At 59.5% G+C, this 13,254-nt stretch carries 21 protein-coding genes and 1 pseudogene; 8 read left to right on the top strand and 14 right to left on the bottom strand.

Annotation, left to right across the window (positions count from 1 at the left end; translation table 11 throughout):
• Positions 1-215 precede the first annotated feature (215 nt).
• The 9 genes from J4G14_13670 to J4G14_13710 all read right to left on the bottom strand — a co-directional run bounded on the left by J4G14_13670 (position 216) and on the right by J4G14_13710 (position 4,578).
• Positions 216-971, bottom strand: a complete 756-nt coding sequence (locus J4G14_13670; protein ID MCE2458838.1) for a hypothetical protein — start codon at positions 969-971, stop codon at positions 216-218.
• A complete protein-coding gene (locus J4G14_13675) occupies positions 968-1,210 on the bottom strand; it encodes a hypothetical protein (GenBank protein ID MCE2458839.1) in 243 nt (80 codons plus the stop codon). The genes J4G14_13670 and J4G14_13675 overlap by 4 nt, the downstream gene beginning before the upstream one ends.
• 85 nt (positions 1,211-1,295) lie before the next feature.
• Positions 1,296-1,541, bottom strand: coding sequence for a hypothetical protein (locus J4G14_13680; GenBank protein ID MCE2458840.1), 246 nt, complete (start codon positions 1,539-1,541; stop codon positions 1,296-1,298).
• A complete protein-coding gene (locus J4G14_13685) occupies positions 1,538-1,948 on the bottom strand; it encodes a hypothetical protein (protein ID MCE2458841.1) in 411 nt (136 codons plus the stop codon). Before J4G14_13685 ends, J4G14_13680 begins: the two co-directional genes overlap by 4 nt.
• A 117-nt stretch (positions 1,949-2,065) precedes the next feature.
• Positions 2,066-2,518, bottom strand: a complete 453-nt coding sequence (locus tag J4G14_13690; GenBank protein ID MCE2458842.1) for a hypothetical protein — start codon at positions 2,516-2,518, stop codon at positions 2,066-2,068.
• Positions 2,519-2,526: 8 nt separating this feature from the next.
• A complete protein-coding gene (locus J4G14_13695; GenBank protein ID MCE2458843.1) occupies positions 2,527-3,573 on the bottom strand; it encodes a pentapeptide repeat-containing protein in 1,047 nt (348 codons plus the stop codon).
• A gap of 35 nt (positions 3,574-3,608) precedes the next feature.
• Complete coding sequence (locus J4G14_13700; GenBank protein ID MCE2458844.1) at positions 3,609-3,773, bottom strand: hypothetical protein; 165 nt, start codon at positions 3,771-3,773, stop codon at positions 3,609-3,611.
• Between the two features lie 142 nt (positions 3,774-3,915).
• Complete coding sequence (locus J4G14_13705; protein ID MCE2458845.1) at positions 3,916-4,164, bottom strand: hypothetical protein; 249 nt, start codon at positions 4,162-4,164, stop codon at positions 3,916-3,918.
• A gap of 93 nt (positions 4,165-4,257) precedes the next feature.
• Positions 4,258-4,578, bottom strand: a complete 321-nt coding sequence (locus J4G14_13710) for a hypothetical protein (GenBank protein ID MCE2458846.1) — start codon at positions 4,576-4,578, stop codon at positions 4,258-4,260.
• A 181-nt stretch (positions 4,579-4,759) separates the two neighbouring features.
• Here J4G14_13710 and J4G14_13715 point away from each other — a divergent pair, with 181 nt between their 5' ends.
• Positions 4,760-6,172: a ParB N-terminal domain-containing protein gene (locus tag J4G14_13715; GenBank protein ID MCE2458847.1), complete on the top strand. Its 1,413-nt coding sequence runs from the start codon at positions 4,760-4,762 to the stop codon at positions 6,170-6,172.
• A 357-nt stretch (positions 6,173-6,529) separates the two neighbouring features.
• On the opposite strand, the gene J4G14_13720 is transcribed toward J4G14_13715, so the two are convergent.
• The 4 genes from J4G14_13720 to J4G14_13735 all read right to left on the bottom strand — a co-directional run bounded on the left by J4G14_13720 (position 6,530) and on the right by J4G14_13735 (position 8,266).
• A complete protein-coding gene (locus J4G14_13720; GenBank protein MCE2458848.1) occupies positions 6,530-7,009 on the bottom strand; it encodes a DUF4326 domain-containing protein in 480 nt (159 codons plus the stop codon).
• Positions 7,010-7,024: 15 nt separating this feature from the next.
• The gene (locus tag J4G14_13725; GenBank protein MCE2458849.1) at positions 7,025-7,222 is read right to left on the bottom strand and encodes a hypothetical protein; all 198 of its coding nucleotides are present in this window, start codon (positions 7,220-7,222) and stop codon (positions 7,025-7,027) included.
• A gap of 15 nt (positions 7,223-7,237) precedes the next feature.
• Positions 7,238-7,456, bottom strand: coding sequence for a hypothetical protein (locus J4G14_13730; protein MCE2458850.1), 219 nt, complete (start codon positions 7,454-7,456; stop codon positions 7,238-7,240).
• An 84-nt stretch (positions 7,457-7,540) separates the two neighbouring features.
• On the bottom strand, positions 7,541-8,266 hold the full coding sequence (locus J4G14_13735; protein ID MCE2458851.1) for a hypothetical protein: 726 nt from the start codon (positions 8,264-8,266) through the stop codon (positions 7,541-7,543).
• Between the two features lie 141 nt (positions 8,267-8,407).
• Between J4G14_13735 and J4G14_13740 the strand changes: the two genes are divergently transcribed.
• From J4G14_13740 to J4G14_13760, 5 genes are all read left to right on the top strand, one after another.
• On the top strand, positions 8,408-9,280 hold the full coding sequence (locus J4G14_13740; GenBank protein MCE2458852.1) for a hypothetical protein: 873 nt from the start codon (positions 8,408-8,410) through the stop codon (positions 9,278-9,280).
• Positions 9,281-9,292: 12 nt separating this feature from the next.
• Positions 9,293-9,763 (top strand): hypothetical protein, encoded by a 471-nt coding sequence (locus J4G14_13745; GenBank protein ID MCE2458853.1) that lies wholly within the window; start codon positions 9,293-9,295, stop codon positions 9,761-9,763.
• Between the two features lie 70 nt (positions 9,764-9,833).
• Positions 9,834-10,055: a hypothetical protein gene (locus tag J4G14_13750; GenBank protein ID MCE2458854.1), complete on the top strand. Its 222-nt coding sequence runs from the start codon at positions 9,834-9,836 to the stop codon at positions 10,053-10,055.
• 12 nt (positions 10,056-10,067) lie between these two features.
• Positions 10,068-10,712 (top strand): hypothetical protein, encoded by a 645-nt coding sequence (locus J4G14_13755; GenBank protein ID MCE2458855.1) that lies wholly within the window; start codon positions 10,068-10,070, stop codon positions 10,710-10,712.
• Between the two features lie 118 nt (positions 10,713-10,830).
• Entirely contained in the window at positions 10,831-11,376 is a 546-nt protein-coding gene (locus J4G14_13760; protein ID MCE2458856.1) for a hypothetical protein, read from the top strand.
• 431 nt (positions 11,377-11,807) lie between these two features.
• Here the strand turns inward: J4G14_13760 and J4G14_13765 are convergent.
• Positions 11,808-11,924: pseudogene (locus J4G14_13765) on the bottom strand (hypothetical protein).
• Here J4G14_13765 and J4G14_13770 point away from each other — a divergent pair.
• Together J4G14_13770 and J4G14_13775 are read left to right on the top strand one after the other, a co-directional pair.
• Positions 11,904-12,953: a hypothetical protein gene (locus tag J4G14_13770; GenBank protein ID MCE2458857.1), complete on the top strand. Its 1,050-nt coding sequence runs from the start codon at positions 11,904-11,906 to the stop codon at positions 12,951-12,953. The pseudogene J4G14_13765 and the gene J4G14_13770 sit on opposite strands and share 21 nt — an antisense overlap.
• On the top strand, positions 12,953-13,254 hold a 302-nt coding region (locus tag J4G14_13775), incomplete at its 3' end, for a hypothetical protein (protein ID MCE2458858.1). The genes J4G14_13770 and J4G14_13775, both read left to right, overlap by 1 nt.

Raw genomic sequence — 13,254 nt, forward strand, 5'->3', positions numbered from 1 at the left:
GGTGATCTTCTGCGCAGGCCTCCTTGTCATGTTCGGCAAGCAGGGCATGAGCGCATACAGCACCTTCAACGAGGCGCGTTCTGGCGCGATGATGTAGTCGACCTCCTCCACCCGAAGCCACGGCCCCCGGCATTGCCGGGGGCTTTCTTTCTGTCCAGAAGAAAAGAGGCTACCGAACGGTAGCCTCTTCGTTCGTGACGGTTGAGGAACTGGTGCTAGGGACTACTTGGTGCCACACTCCCGTCAGATACGACCTCCGGCATATCGGGCGGAGTATTGCGGCCGCGCCACTTGCGCCATGCCGCTCGGAACTCCAGCACAACGATTCCATAGGACGCCAGGGGCGCGAGCGCGAGGAAAACAAGCGCGTCGACGACATGTCCCTCGTCAAGATTCCTTATGCCCGAAATGACGACCGCGTAGGCCAGCGCAATCGGGAAAACCAGCCGGACGAAAGGATAAGCCGAAAGGCTCAGGCGTTCAGGCTTCTGTAGCGTGATCCAGACGGCGATGTGCAGCACCGCGGCGATAAGGGACAGAAGGGCAAGCGGCGCAAACAACAGCGAATAGGCTATCTGGTAGACGCGCGCGCTCAGGCCACTGAGCGCCGGCGTAATCGGAACTGCGTCCTGCAGGACGAACTGCCCCGAGTCCGTGACGTAACCGTCCAGCGGCAGGTCGCTGCCCTCGCCGACCACGGCAAAGCCCTCCGGTATTCCGCCGACAAAGCCTATGGGCGCGCTGCAGTTTGCAGGGACGGACTGCCTCGTGCGGGTGGCCAGTTCGCCGTCCGCGTCTATGAGGAATACAAGGGAGAAGTGACGCGCGTCCTGGTAGCAGTGTACGAGACCCAGCCGGATGTAGACGTCGTTGGCCAGGATTAAGCCGCGCCCTCCGACGATGAAGAGCACGGGCGCAACGATCAATAGCACAAGTACGCCCTCCGCTATGTCTATCAGGTATCTCTTCATTTCAGCCCTCCGCATCGCTTGGTTTCCTTCCGGTGCGCGATATCCCACCCGATCACTGTCAAGGTCGTCGTCGACCATACCAACGCCAAAAGTCCACTGAGCAGCATCAGCACACGTCCCCAGCCGTACCCATAGAGAAAGAAACCGGCCTCGTCTGAGTGCAATTCCCATAAGACATTGATGCTCATCAGGAAAGTGATCAGCCAGAACCCGGCGACCCACCAGTCCCTCTTCGTCATGTTCCTGTCTCCGTAGTCATTGTTGCAGACGCCGGACTTTCCACTGGAAAGTGCTGCGGACTTATCCAGTTACGAACCGGAGCCCCTACAGGCCCGTCCGCATCTGTCGCATTGCGATCTGGTGGCACTCGCAGCGTCCGCCGGCGTGGGGATGATCCGGTAGCATTACGGCGTTGCGGCGGTCCTGCACGGTGTAGCAGTCCGGGCAGACGCGCTCGATCACAACGGCCGGGATCGACCGCTCCGCTTCCCGCTGTCTGACGGCGTCGCTCAAGTCGGTGGTATCGACGAACCGGCCGCATCGGGCGCACTGCTCGTTATCGATGATCATTGCGTGTCCGGTTCCGGCCCGGGCCTTGGGGCCAATTCGACCAGTCGGTACAGGTGATTGACCATCTCGGCGTATGCCTTGGTGCCCATAGACGGCGAATTACGCGCAAGAAGGATGCGGCGAAGCAGACGCTCAAGCTCCGCATCTCCCTCGCTGAAACACGGGAGATCCAGCAGGATAAGGCAATGGCGCTGGGCTTTCGGTAGCGCGCCAGCGCGCCGCTTTGTCCGCAGGTACTCCATGACCGGTTCCCCAAAGTCGAAAAGCCTGTCCTCGTCACGCTCGAAGTCAAGTAGCCGGATATGGGGCATGTCGCTGGTATCGTCGACAGCGGGTTCGCCCCTTTCGTCGTCTTCGCGCTCAAGGTCCGAGACATAGTCGGATATGGCTTTCCACGCTCTTCTCATCAATCTTGTGCCTCCGGCCTGACCAAGCGCTCAGAATATGATCAAAGCCTACCAGAATCGCCGCAGACCGCGTTTTCAGGTGTGTTTTGGTAAATCCCCGTCTGAAGGCAGAAAAGGCTATCTGGGGGCACTGGGCGCGCCCATAGAGGCTAACTTGATGCCATTGAACCTTAGAACCTGCCCCGACACGATCTTTTCAGCAAGTTCGTTGCCCTCCGGATTCAGAACCAGGCAGACCCCGCCAAACTGTTTGACCTTGCCGTCCGGCTGCAGGACTTTGGTGCGCGGACAGCCGAGGCATCCGGTAAAGAGCATTGCGCCGTCCGGGACTGTGCGATGCTCCGACAGTGGATGCGGACAGTAGAAGCACCTGAGCGATCTCGGGTGTGGAAGGCGTAGCAGCTTCAGCGCGACCTGCTCGCAGACAGGGCAGAGTTCAGGCCTGTACTTACCGGTCTTAGCTCTGCGGTAGTCGTGTTCGTATTTGGCCAGAGTCACGACGAAGACTGCGTCCCGGTCGCCACAGAACGAAAGAAGGCTCGTTTTGCCACGGGTGATATGTGATTGCATCCGAGAACCTACCTGAAGCACTTGCCGTCGTTCTGGTCGTCGTCGGAGTTGGTGCCGTCCGGACAGTCCGTATCGTCCCACTGAGCGCCTTGCCACTCCGCGCCACTCACATTCGCGTCCTTGAGGTTGGCTTCCGACAGGTCTGCGTGGGAGAAGTCGGCGTCTCTGAGGTCGGCATCATCGAACCTTGCGGCGTAGAGTTCTGCGTCCGTGAAGTCGGCCCGTCTGAGGTCGGCGTTGCGGAACTTGGCGCGGCGCAGTATCGCGCCCGAGAAGTTGGCGCTTCTGAGGTTCGCATCGTTGAACACCGCGCGATCCAGGTTCGCGTTGCGAAGGTCGACGTTTCGCAGGTCCTTGTCCTCGAAGTCACAGAGCGACAGGTCAGCGCCGGGTTCCAGGATGTCGCACCGGTCCCGTTCGGGTGTGGAGGTCGGCGTCGGCGTAAGGATTGCAGAAAAGGCCGAAAGCGAGATCGGCGTTGGCGACGGCGGGAGTTGGTCCAGTGCCTCGAACACCGCCTCTTCGATTATCAGGTCGACGTCAATGGTCGGCACGGGTGTGGGCGTAGGCGGCAGTGCCGCAAGCACCGCGGAGACTACGGCGTCGATGTCCGGGGTGGCCGCAGGTTCCGGAGTGGTTGGGGGTTCCGCTGTCGGCAGAACGTCGAGCACGGCAAGGGCAATCGCGTTGATATTCGGCGCAGCCGTAGGCACCGGAGTGGCCGTAGGCTCGGGCGTACTCGTTGGTTCAGGAGTCGGCAGGGCCGCGAGTACCGCTTCGACAACGTCTTCAGGCGGAACTTCCTGCCCATTTGCCTGGTCGAACGGAAGGTACTGCTGCAGGTCGTTTGCAAGCGACTGCAGGTCGATCGTAAAGCCAACCGGGGCACTGCCGTCAGTGGCTTCTTCCTCCGGCACTTCCACGACCTCGGGCGCAGGCGCGGCGGTAGGTTGTGGCGTACTCGTTGGTTCCGGCGGCACTTCTGCCGGCACGGGCGCGGGTGAGCACATCGCAATGGCGAGCAGTACGCCCGCAGCCAGCACCACAAGGATCAAGACGATACTCAACTTCAGCGACAGGAACAAGCCGCCTATGTAGATACCTGACGCTGGTTCCTCGTCGTAGTAATCGTCGTCGGTTCCACAACGCGCGCTTCTGCGTCGACAGTAACCGGATCGGTGGGGCTTTCGTCTCCGACGTCGCCCTGCTCGTCTTCGGCGGTAGTGCCTTCGATGTCTTCTCTGTCCGTGGTCATGTCAGTCTCGGGATCTGTTCTGCTTTTCAATTAAGGTCTATTGCGCTTTGCTGAAAAACCACTATTCCGAGAACCACCAAGGGACCGCCGTCGGTGTACTCGCTACCGGAGGCGTGAACTCGACCGGGTATTTCATATCGACCTAGACTTCGGTCGCCTGCATATCGACATAGCCCATTGTGACTACGCCGTATTCCGACATCGCCTTGCGGAGTTCCATGCGCCCGGCGCAGCCCTTACAGATGTGCCAACTCGCCATGTACATGCCGATCTCGTGAACGGCGAACCGGGCCGCGTAATGCTCGTGGTCCTCTTTGGCCATACCCCACCTGTACTCTTGTCCGCAAGCCGGACACTCCAGTTCCCAGGTGTATTCGCGGTGAATTGCCACAGCTTGTCCCTCTTTCGTCTCAGACCAAAACAGGCCGTAGCGGTAGCCTCGGCCTGCCATACACGATATGCCGGTGTCCTGTAATGTGCAGGACTATCTGTAGCCCATGATAGTGCAGCGTATCCCGACCAGGTCATCGTCGTCGTAGACGCTGACCGCCTGCCCCCAGAGCACATACATCGGCCTGAACCAAGGGATTTCATTCTGGTGCTCAAACAGGGTCTCGGTAAGTTGGTCGACCGGCATCTGCATAAGCCCACAGATACCGCCCACCGTGTACTCCACCGCGTCCACCGGATCGATCACCACGCTGAAGTATTCCATACCCGCGAGGTCGACCTGGCGCCCCCACTTGCCGGTTTCGTCGATCAGGTCCTTTATATCCGATGACTTGACGCCATCTTGCTCGTGCATATTACGCCTCCAAAATCAGGTTCAGAACAAGTGTAGCACCAGCGTGTTAAAGGCATCATTATGACATCTTGACACCTTTATGACAGCAAGTTAGGATTGCGACACTCTGTAACGAGATAAGCAGATGTTTGTGAAATTGTCAAGCGAGACGGAGTGCTACGACCAGAGCCGGGAGGAAATGATGTTACCGGAAACCATCCAACTCATAGACATAACGCTCATAGACCCCAACCCACACGAGCCTCGCCTGACCGTCAGAGACGAGGCCGTGTGTTCGATAGCAGACAGCATATTCGCAAGCGGACTTGAACAGCCGATTCGGGTGCGGCCTGCGGGAGGCCGCTTTGAGACGGCCTACGGGCAGCTGAGGATACTCGCCTTCCACAAGCTCCACGCGCTCAGGTGGAGGACGGACACCAAGGGGAGTGCAACGCCGAACCCCGCGATTATCAACCTGTACTTTGCGGACGGTCAGACCACGCGCATTCCTGCGATAGTACGGGAGATGTCGGACATCGCACTGATGCGGGCTTCGCTATCGGAGAATGCGCTGCGTGAACCCCTGCCCTGGATGGACGAGACGCGCGCGATCAGGCATGCAATAGATTTGGGTCTCGCGCAGCAGAACGTCGCGCAGATGCTAGGGGTCAGCCCGGCGAACGTCAGTCAGAGATTGCGGATACTCAGGATGCCGGACTCCGTTCACGCGCTTATCCAGGACGGCAGACTCGCATGGACGAACGCAAGGCTTCTGCTGCCCTTTGTACACGCGACGCACGTACACGAGCGGGAGCTTGAGGCTGTCGTCTCATACCTTGAAGGGCAGGGCGAGCAACTGAATCGAAGCAGGATTGACCACGCAATCGACCTCATACTTGGCAGTTTTCGGGACACTTGGCGGAGGCTACGCGCTGGCGGACGCGATTGGATAGTCTACCCGGACTGCTTCCATGCCGAACCTCTTTTCGACGTAGACGCATTTGAAGCCGAGTACGCGGACAACATTCACTCATTCACCATCGAGCACTACGAGGACGTCTGGACGTGCAACGCCTTGGCTTGGGACACCGAGCAAGACCGTGAGAACTCTGAGAGACGGGCCTTGTTTGCGGTGCAGCCCGAACCCGCGGCCGCACATTACGAAGACTCGCCGTCACCATCGCAAGGTAGCGACTATGACGGTCTGGGCGACGAGCATGACGGTTCGGGCTTTGACCCGATGGCGCCTGAGATTGGCAGGGCTGACGAAGACCTACCCTGGTCGGCGGAACGTGAGGCACTTTCCAGTGGAAACTCGGGCGAACCCGCTCAGACACTTTCCAGTGGAAAGTCTGGCGACACCGATGCGATCTGGCACAAGCCGATACGGACACTGGCACAGTGCAACGCATTCACCACGGCACTGAACACACCGCACTATCACGTCGAATGGCTGACGCGCTTTGACCGGCAGACGCAGTCGCACAAGACCGTGTCGCCCCCGTTCGCAACCTTGGAAGAGGTGGAGATGTACCTGACGAACGCCTCCTGGCGAAGTGACGAAGGCATAGTCTTCTGGATCGCCAAGCACGAGCACTATCCGGTGGCAGCTTGAAGCACTGGCACATCTGGAGGCTTGATGCCGAAGACCTTGCCCGCCGCGAACCGCGCCCCTTCCCAAACAACGCAACGCCTTCACGGATCATAAGACGCGAGGAACGCTTCGGAGCGTTCGGGGGCTTTACAAGGTCGTGCGACAAGCAGGCCTGCGTAGAGGATTGGGAGAGAGGCGAGCGCGAAAGGCTAAACATGGTCAAGTGAGGCGGCGGTGCGCCGTAGGGGAGAGTCGGGCCGCTGGAGCAGCGGCTACAGCAGATTCGCAGCGGCCCTTGCGTCACTAAGCCGGTCTATCTGCGGGCGGACATAGCGACGCCTGTCAATCCTAGTCCCTAGGTCAGCCAAAGGCAGCCGGCTACAATTTGAGCGCCAGGCAGAGGGCGTCTTTTTCCGGATCGTCCGGATCGTCCGTGTTGCAGAAGGCGCAGGCCGCGCCCAGCGTATCGACCTTACCGGCCTCGTTTTCAAGTTTGATCGTGTAGTGGTTCCTGAGCCGGTGCGGACAGTGCAGGCAGATAGCCCCCTTGCGCTCGTGGCGCACCCGGATAGCCTCGATGATCTCGTCGACGTGGCACTCTTCATCGAGGCCGCACCAGCAGGACAGGTAGGCGTAGCGGCGTAGCTTCTTGTACGCCTTCTTGGGGGTTATCGACAGCTGCTTCGACCAGAATGCGCGCCTGAATGCCGCAAGCGAACTCTCGCGGGTATAGCCGTCTCCTATGACGAACGGATTGGCCCACTCGGATGGGCGTCCGCAGTAGAGCGTGTTCGCCGGTTGCCGCCATCCCTTGCGGCGGGACCGCTGGATTCTGACCGGTAGCCTGATGTCATTCATGTCTCAAGAAAACCATTAGGGTCTACTGTCTAGCTTCTCTCCAAACCTATGCAGTTCTTTGGCCTCTTCTACGTGAGCGAGCATCAGTTCAGAATGCCGGTAGCAGAAAACGTACCTTGACGCATCCCGGTCATTGAGCACCGCAGCCGGCAGTAGCAACTTGCCGTGCTCGTCTGAAGGCTCGATAGGCTTGCTGCACACAAAACAGACCATTCTCCTACTCCATTGCTAAAGTTTTACCCATTCCGCTAGGTCGGACGCATCGACAAGCCGCTGGTCTCGCTCGCGCCCCTCCGAGTAGGTCGTAACCCTGACGGAAGTGCAGGCACCGGTAGCTTCGCCCGTCTCGTGCGACCTGACACAAGGTTCAAGAACCGTGATACCCTTGCCGGTCGGTGTCCTGAACTCATGGTATTTCTTGAAGGCATATCTATGTCTGACTCTCATGGCAACCCTCTGTGACCTTTGGTAATGCAATGGTAAGACCATTGTACACTATATGTCGCTGAGATGCCATTGCCACCGGAACCTTCACCCCTGCCTTCTGCGCCTGAAGAAATAGCTCAGGCCGATGCCGCCTACTCCCACGAACACCAGGATTCCGTACAACTCCACCGACTGGCTGATCAGCCGTCCCTGTGGGGTGACTGAGTCGAACATATCAGGCTGCTCCTTCCAGCTGGCATTCTCAACCCGGGCATTGATCACCGGCATGTCGGCAAGCGTGGCGTCGCTGACGCCATAGTCGCCGTAGGTCACGGTTCTGTCGTCGGTCGCCGGGTCCGGGTCGCACGGAGAGTCAGAGTCGGCCGTATCGACTTGTCCGCCTGTGCTGCACTGAAACGAGACGTTCCCGGCATTGTCGTATATGACAACGACAGTCGCCGCGGGCTTGCTGTCGGAGTCGGCGTCTATGTCGGCAAAGAACTCCTGACCGGGAGCGGCCGGATCAGGCGGAGATATTACGAGGCGGCATGCCGTGTACGGTGTCGCTGTCGCCGACGCACCGGACGGCAGTTCATTTGATACGTCGTAGCGTCCCAGCCGCACGTAGATGTACTCCGGTCTGCCGTCGCCGTCCGAATCCGTAGCATTGCGCCTGTCCTCCAGCCTGCCTAGTGCCTCACCGCTCTCAAGTTCGCAGTAGCCGTCTGGATCCTGGTAGACGGCGACGTTGTCGGCCAGGCCCCAGGTCAGCCCAATCAGCACGACGCCGGTGCTCAGAAGGAACAGTGCGCCCGCGATTCTCTGGATCATATCGCCCCTGTTTTAACGACTGTTAAACTTTTGCTCAATTTCGCGTCCGTGCCTTTATTATGACCTAAATGGCGACAGAGACAGTCGCCTCTTTCGTTACCATACACCGCGGTTTCGCAACCGCACAAGGACGGATAAGACATGACGCTGATGCCTGAAGTTGAAGAGAGGGCAATCAAGGTCGAGACGTCCGAAAGCACTGACTTGGTGCCGGCCTCTCCGCTTTCGCCGGATGAGATCAGGAACTACGAATCCCGCATCGACAAGGACTTTGTCGACGCAACGGCGATGTGGCGCGTCGACGGGATCACGGGCGATGCCGATAAGTCGCCTTATGCGGACTGGACCGGTGTGCTCCGGTTCGTGATGTCCGAACACATGCAGACGCCGGACGACTTCTTCCCGTCAGCCGTGATCGAGGACGCGGACGTGCGCGACCTTCTTGTGCAGCTGGTCGCACTTGGCCGGCGTCAGTTCCACGCTTTCGTCAACAACCGAATGGCGATTGTCGAATCGCTCAACGACGAGATCAGCATACTGCTGAAATACAAGAACGGCAGCGACAGCGAGTTGGATGTCGACGCTTTCGACGCCATGGTGCGCACGACGCTGATCTACATCCAGACGCTACCGGCCGAAGACCGCGCGAGCCGCCTGGAAGACCTTATCAAAGAGCGTCGGAACCGGCTTGCTTACATTCACGCCTCTATGGAGAAGGACAAGGCCGAGGGGCATTTCCAGGACTACACCGACGCCAAGCGGCGCGTAGCCGCCGGAGAAGCCGACTACACCACCGTCCTTGACGAAATGCCGTACTTCCTGCAGGAAGCCCACGCAATCGCCAAATCCACCGAGACGAACACGCGAAGGCGTCACTTCCAGGCGGTGATAGCCCGTCTGCTCGACACCGTAACCGGACAGTCCCAGAAGGACCAGCGCGGCCTGCAGTCAATGTGGCGCTCCAACCGCGGAGGCAACAACGGCGAATACGACTTTGGTGAAGAAAACTTCTAGGAGGAATGACTGATGACTGACCTGACGATGAACCCAAAGGACGCCCTGCAATCTGCGGCCTCACTGCGCGGTACAGCTCTCAGGCTCGCGCAATCGGCGGCAAGCCTAGCCGACCCCGATCAGAGGGCGCAGCGGGAGGACCTCGCCAAGATCATGCTCGTCGATGCGGTCGGCATAGAACTGGAGCACGACCTTGACGCGGATGTGCGCAGAGCATTCGGGATCTACCTTGACGGCTTGGCGGACGAGGTGGAAAAGGGCGGCGAGATGCGTATGTTTCAGGCGTATGCAAATCGGCTCAGGCGCCAGGCGAGCGCTATGAAGACTTCGGCCGACCCGGATGCGGAGTCTCGCGACTTTGAAGAGCACTATCTGACGCTTTATGCCGGTGCGCAGTCGGACGGCCCCATTCTGTCGGACGAAGACCTTGAAGAACTGATGAGAAGGCACGAGGAAGAGGCGAACGGCACGGAGTTGCGGTAACAGGCGCGACGATATGGCGTTGCCGGGCTACGGGTGAAAACGCCACACAAGACACAGCGGAGAAATTGACATGGCCATCACTCCGGAGACATTGGAACCGATAGCCAAGATCGTGCTTGGCGCACTGCCACTGCTGATGCTGCTTGGCGTTGCAAGCATGACCTTGTCCAGCTGGATAGGCCACCAAGACCGAGAGGAACCAGACTGGTTCGCAACCGAGATCAGACAGTCAGCCGCACCCTATCGGCCTGATGGCAGACCGTTCCGGCGAGCGGAGTCAAAGCAGAACTAACCGGAGGCCGCAGTGGTAAAGACAGTGCAATGGATGGACGAAGACCGCCGATTTCTCGAATCGGTCGCAAAGCTGATCGCCAGAGGCTGGCGCCCTCACAAGTTCTTTCACTACCAGTCGCTTGCCGCACGGCTACAGGCGATGGGTGAGGACTACGAAGACGAGGACGTCGAACGCTACTGCCTGCGGGTGTTTCGCATGGACTCCCATGGGTTCATGAGACGCAGGCACTTAAAGGCGCACTTCAGGGTAAGGGCCGAGCCAGCCGCCGACCGGCGAGACGGGCAGGATGCCGGGTCAGTACCACTTGATGATACGGACATCGATACGGGGGCCCCGCCTGCCGACTGGATACGGGAGATCGAAGAGGGCTTCCAGGGCGAGGCAATAAATACGGAAGACATTCGGCCCTATCCCATACCGACACGAACAGGAACATACCCGGAGGAAGAGACCATGACCGCACCGAACAAATCGGAATGGACCACAAAGAAGCCGCGCATCAGGCACTGGATCCCGATAGTAGGCGTCGCGCTCGCCTTATGGCTTATGCCCAAGAGGTTCCTCGGTGGGCTGATAGGCGGAATGGCAGGCGCGGGCGAGCAGATGAACAAGGGGGTACTCGAAAGTGCGAAAACTACGAGATTGGATCACTAGGACATACGACACCGGCGACGACGTCCGTGAACACGCTCAGACCCACGAGGGCTGCGGTCTGCCGCAATTATGGCGATACAGACACGTATTCACCCTGACTTATGGGACGGGGTATGGATTGGCGCTTGTGAGTATTATCGCGGGCGGCTTTGCCATCGTTACCGGTATGAACCTTTCCATTTGGGAAGCACTGGCGTATACCGGACTGCCTTCGCTATTTCTCTCGCTGGCGGTGTTTGAGGCCTTGGCGTCGCTGTTCCTACGGAGACGCATTGAGGTGCATGAAAGCCGTGGATACTGCTCACAGTCCGAGTGGCTACAGGAACTCTCCGACGCGCCGACGATCTTTCAGCGACATGCAGAAGCTCACGGCTGCGGCCTCGCTTTCGGTTGGGGCCGGATACGACACACATACCCGGTGGTCTTTGCGCTCGCCGTAGCGGTGCTCGTTTATCTGCAACTGGATGATTTGCCCAGGCCCTATCTGAGCAGTCCCCCATTGGCAGTGGAGGTACTTCTGTCGTTCCTAACGACCTGCGCCTTCACTGTCATGGCCACTGAAGGCGTGAGGCGCGTTGAGATGCTGAAGATTTTGCGGCTGCACGAGGGGCAGAACCCGGCGCGTTCGCTGATGTCCGCCGCGCAGGGGGGCGCACATGAGTAGCGAACGCAACGACGACTTGGTCGTAATGACGCATGACGGCGATACGCGACTCGATCCAAGGATGAGACAGGAAGTGGGCATGCTCGTATCGGACAAGGGCCGGTACGCAACGGAGCTTGTGCATGCAAGCCCAGAGTATGAGTTCAACAGTCCATTCGAGACGCCGATCAAGACCGGAGCGTCATTCATTCTCAGGCACGATACCCCACCCCCGGATCAATCCAGCCGGGTCATGAACCTTGTGGCGCCAACCGTCTACAAGATGGCCTTTCAGGGGCAGTGGAAGCCTTCGGAGACCGTGGTCGACAGGGTAGCGCACTGGAAGTACGCGGTGCTGACAATCGCCACGCTCGCTTTTCTGGGCTTTGCCTACCTCACCTACATCGACGGTCAGGAGGCGGCGGAAGAGAGGCAAGCCGCGCAGTCTGGCGTCAACACGGTCGTCGTAGGGCAGGTGGAGGAGGATGTGCCCACGCAGCCCACGCTCCGCGGACTCTCCGACTACCTGGTGAAAGAGGAACCGGACGATGGCAACTAGAACAAAGCAGAAGCCCCGCGGCATTGCGATAAAGTTACCTGGACCCGGCAAGCCTCAGAAGCGCGGACGCAAACAGAAGGCCAGGGCGCAGCCCGCTCGAAAAGGAGCACTCCGGCGGCGTAGCCAGAAGCCAAAGGCGCAGCAGGGCGCAGTAAGGCAGCGGCGACCAGTCAGGCGAGCGCGTCCGGCCGTACCCGTGGAGCGCACATGGTACGGAAAGGCGATCCCGCCGGAAAAGGTGCTCAAGCCCCTGGACACCGCAGCGGAGTACGCGGCCGAGGCGCGCGCAGAGACGCCGGTCATAAGGATGGCCGGTTGGCGACACTCCGCGCTTATGCACCCGAACGTCGTTGCCCGCCGGTACAAGCGGCATAACCAGTTCTTCGGCAATCTCGGGATCAAGGCACCGCTGGTCATCATTGGTAGCTGCGCATCGATCGTCGTGGCGGTCGCCATTTTTGTGTACATCGGGGCCTCCGCTCAGACCGGACTCTCCCTTGAGACCAATCCGCTCGCGGAGTCCATTCTGTCGGGGCTGGGTTCTTCGTTCTTCGCCGCGCTCATAGGCATGGGCATCTGGATCTCGTACCGGTTCAAGAAGGCGTACCTGGAAGTGCGCGTCTTCGAGCGCAAGGTCCAGACGCAGGAATGGAACACCACCGGTCAGCTCCGCCTGTGGCTTCCGCGCCTCGCTTTTATCGATGGTGCTGAGGACGGCGACTACTTCTCAGGCCCGACGAGACGGTCCGGTGCCCGCGAGGGTGGCGTCAATCTCGACCTGCTGCCCGGGAAGCGCATCGTCGACATCGAGACATACGCCGAGGTATTCGACCTGAAACCGTCCGTCTCTACATTTACGGAGGTTCCGCAGCGCCAGACCTACCAGTGGATGCAGGAATGCGTCGACGCCGGAACGCTCGCGCGCTTTGCGGGCAAGTCGAAGCTAGGCAAGTTGCTGCAGGAGAACATCGTCTGGATCATCACCGGAATCGAGTTGGTGCTGATCTTCTTCATGGTCATGGGAGGCAATGCGCCCTGATGACGCTACTCATTGTGCTTATCTCGCTGGCGTTCAACGCCGCGCTCGCGGACAAGATCATAGCTGCGACCGGCGGCACCGTCATGGTGTCGTACATCCTGATCGTGCATCACTTCATGCTCGTGTCCGCGGCCTATGGCGCGGTGCAGGAAGGGCGGCTCTTCGATGCCCTTGCCTACCTGCTCGGACTTGGCTTCGTCCTGCACCACATCGCCAACAGCGTGGACCTGTACACGATGCTCTATGGCGACGGCGACACGCTCGGAATCGTGGTCGTGTTGATGGCCTACGTGGTGCTACC

Source organism: Dehalococcoidia bacterium (assembly GCA_021295915.1).
Lineage (GTDB): Bacteria > Chloroflexota > Dehalococcoidia > Lucifugimonadales > UBA1123 > VXRN01.

What these genes read in the sequence shown, in the direction of transcription:
- J4G14_13730 (MCE2458850.1), bottom strand. Translation starts at nt 7,456, where the DNA reads ATGAGAGTCAGACATAGATATGCCTTCAAGAAATACCATGAGTTCAGG.
- J4G14_13690 (MCE2458842.1), bottom strand. Translation starts at nt 2,518, where the DNA reads ATGCAATCACATATCACCCGTGGCAAAACGAGCCTTCTTTCGTTCTGT.
- J4G14_13750 (MCE2458854.1), top strand. Translation starts at nt 9,834, where the DNA reads ATGGCCATCACTCCGGAGACATTGGAACCGATAGCCAAGATCGTGCTT.
- J4G14_13680 (MCE2458840.1), bottom strand. Translation starts at nt 1,541, where the DNA reads ATGATCATCGATAACGAGCAGTGCGCCCGATGCGGCCGGTTCGTCGAT.
- J4G14_13685 (MCE2458841.1), bottom strand. Translation starts at nt 1,948, where the DNA reads ATGAGAAGAGCGTGGAAAGCCATATCCGACTATGTCTCGGACCTTGAG.
- J4G14_13735 (MCE2458851.1), bottom strand. Translation starts at nt 8,266, where the DNA reads ATGATCCAGAGAATCGCGGGCGCACTGTTCCTTCTGAGCACCGGCGTC.
- J4G14_13675 (MCE2458839.1), bottom strand. Translation starts at nt 1,210, where the DNA reads ATGACGAAGAGGGACTGGTGGGTCGCCGGGTTCTGGCTGATCACTTTC.
- J4G14_13740 (MCE2458852.1), top strand. Translation starts at nt 8,408, where the DNA reads ATGACGCTGATGCCTGAAGTTGAAGAGAGGGCAATCAAGGTCGAGACG.
- J4G14_13770 (MCE2458857.1), top strand. Translation starts at nt 11,904, where the DNA reads ATGGCAACTAGAACAAAGCAGAAGCCCCGCGGCATTGCGATAAAGTTA.
- J4G14_13670 (MCE2458838.1), bottom strand. Translation starts at nt 971, where the DNA reads ATGAAGAGATACCTGATAGACATAGCGGAGGGCGTACTTGTGCTATTG.
- J4G14_13725 (MCE2458849.1), bottom strand. Translation starts at nt 7,222, where the DNA reads ATGGTCTGTTTTGTGTGCAGCAAGCCTATCGAGCCTTCAGACGAGCAC.
- J4G14_13715 (MCE2458847.1), top strand. Translation starts at nt 4,760, where the DNA reads ATGTTACCGGAAACCATCCAACTCATAGACATAACGCTCATAGACCCC.
- J4G14_13710 (MCE2458846.1), bottom strand. Translation starts at nt 4,578, where the DNA reads ATGCACGAGCAAGATGGCGTCAAGTCATCGGATATAAAGGACCTGATC.
- J4G14_13720 (MCE2458848.1), bottom strand. Translation starts at nt 7,009, where the DNA reads ATGAATGACATCAGGCTACCGGTCAGAATCCAGCGGTCCCGCCGCAAG.
- J4G14_13745 (MCE2458853.1), top strand. Translation starts at nt 9,293, where the DNA reads ATGACTGACCTGACGATGAACCCAAAGGACGCCCTGCAATCTGCGGCC.
- J4G14_13700 (MCE2458844.1), bottom strand. Translation starts at nt 3,773, where the DNA reads ATGACCACGGACAGAGAAGACATCGAAGGCACTACCGCCGAAGACGAG.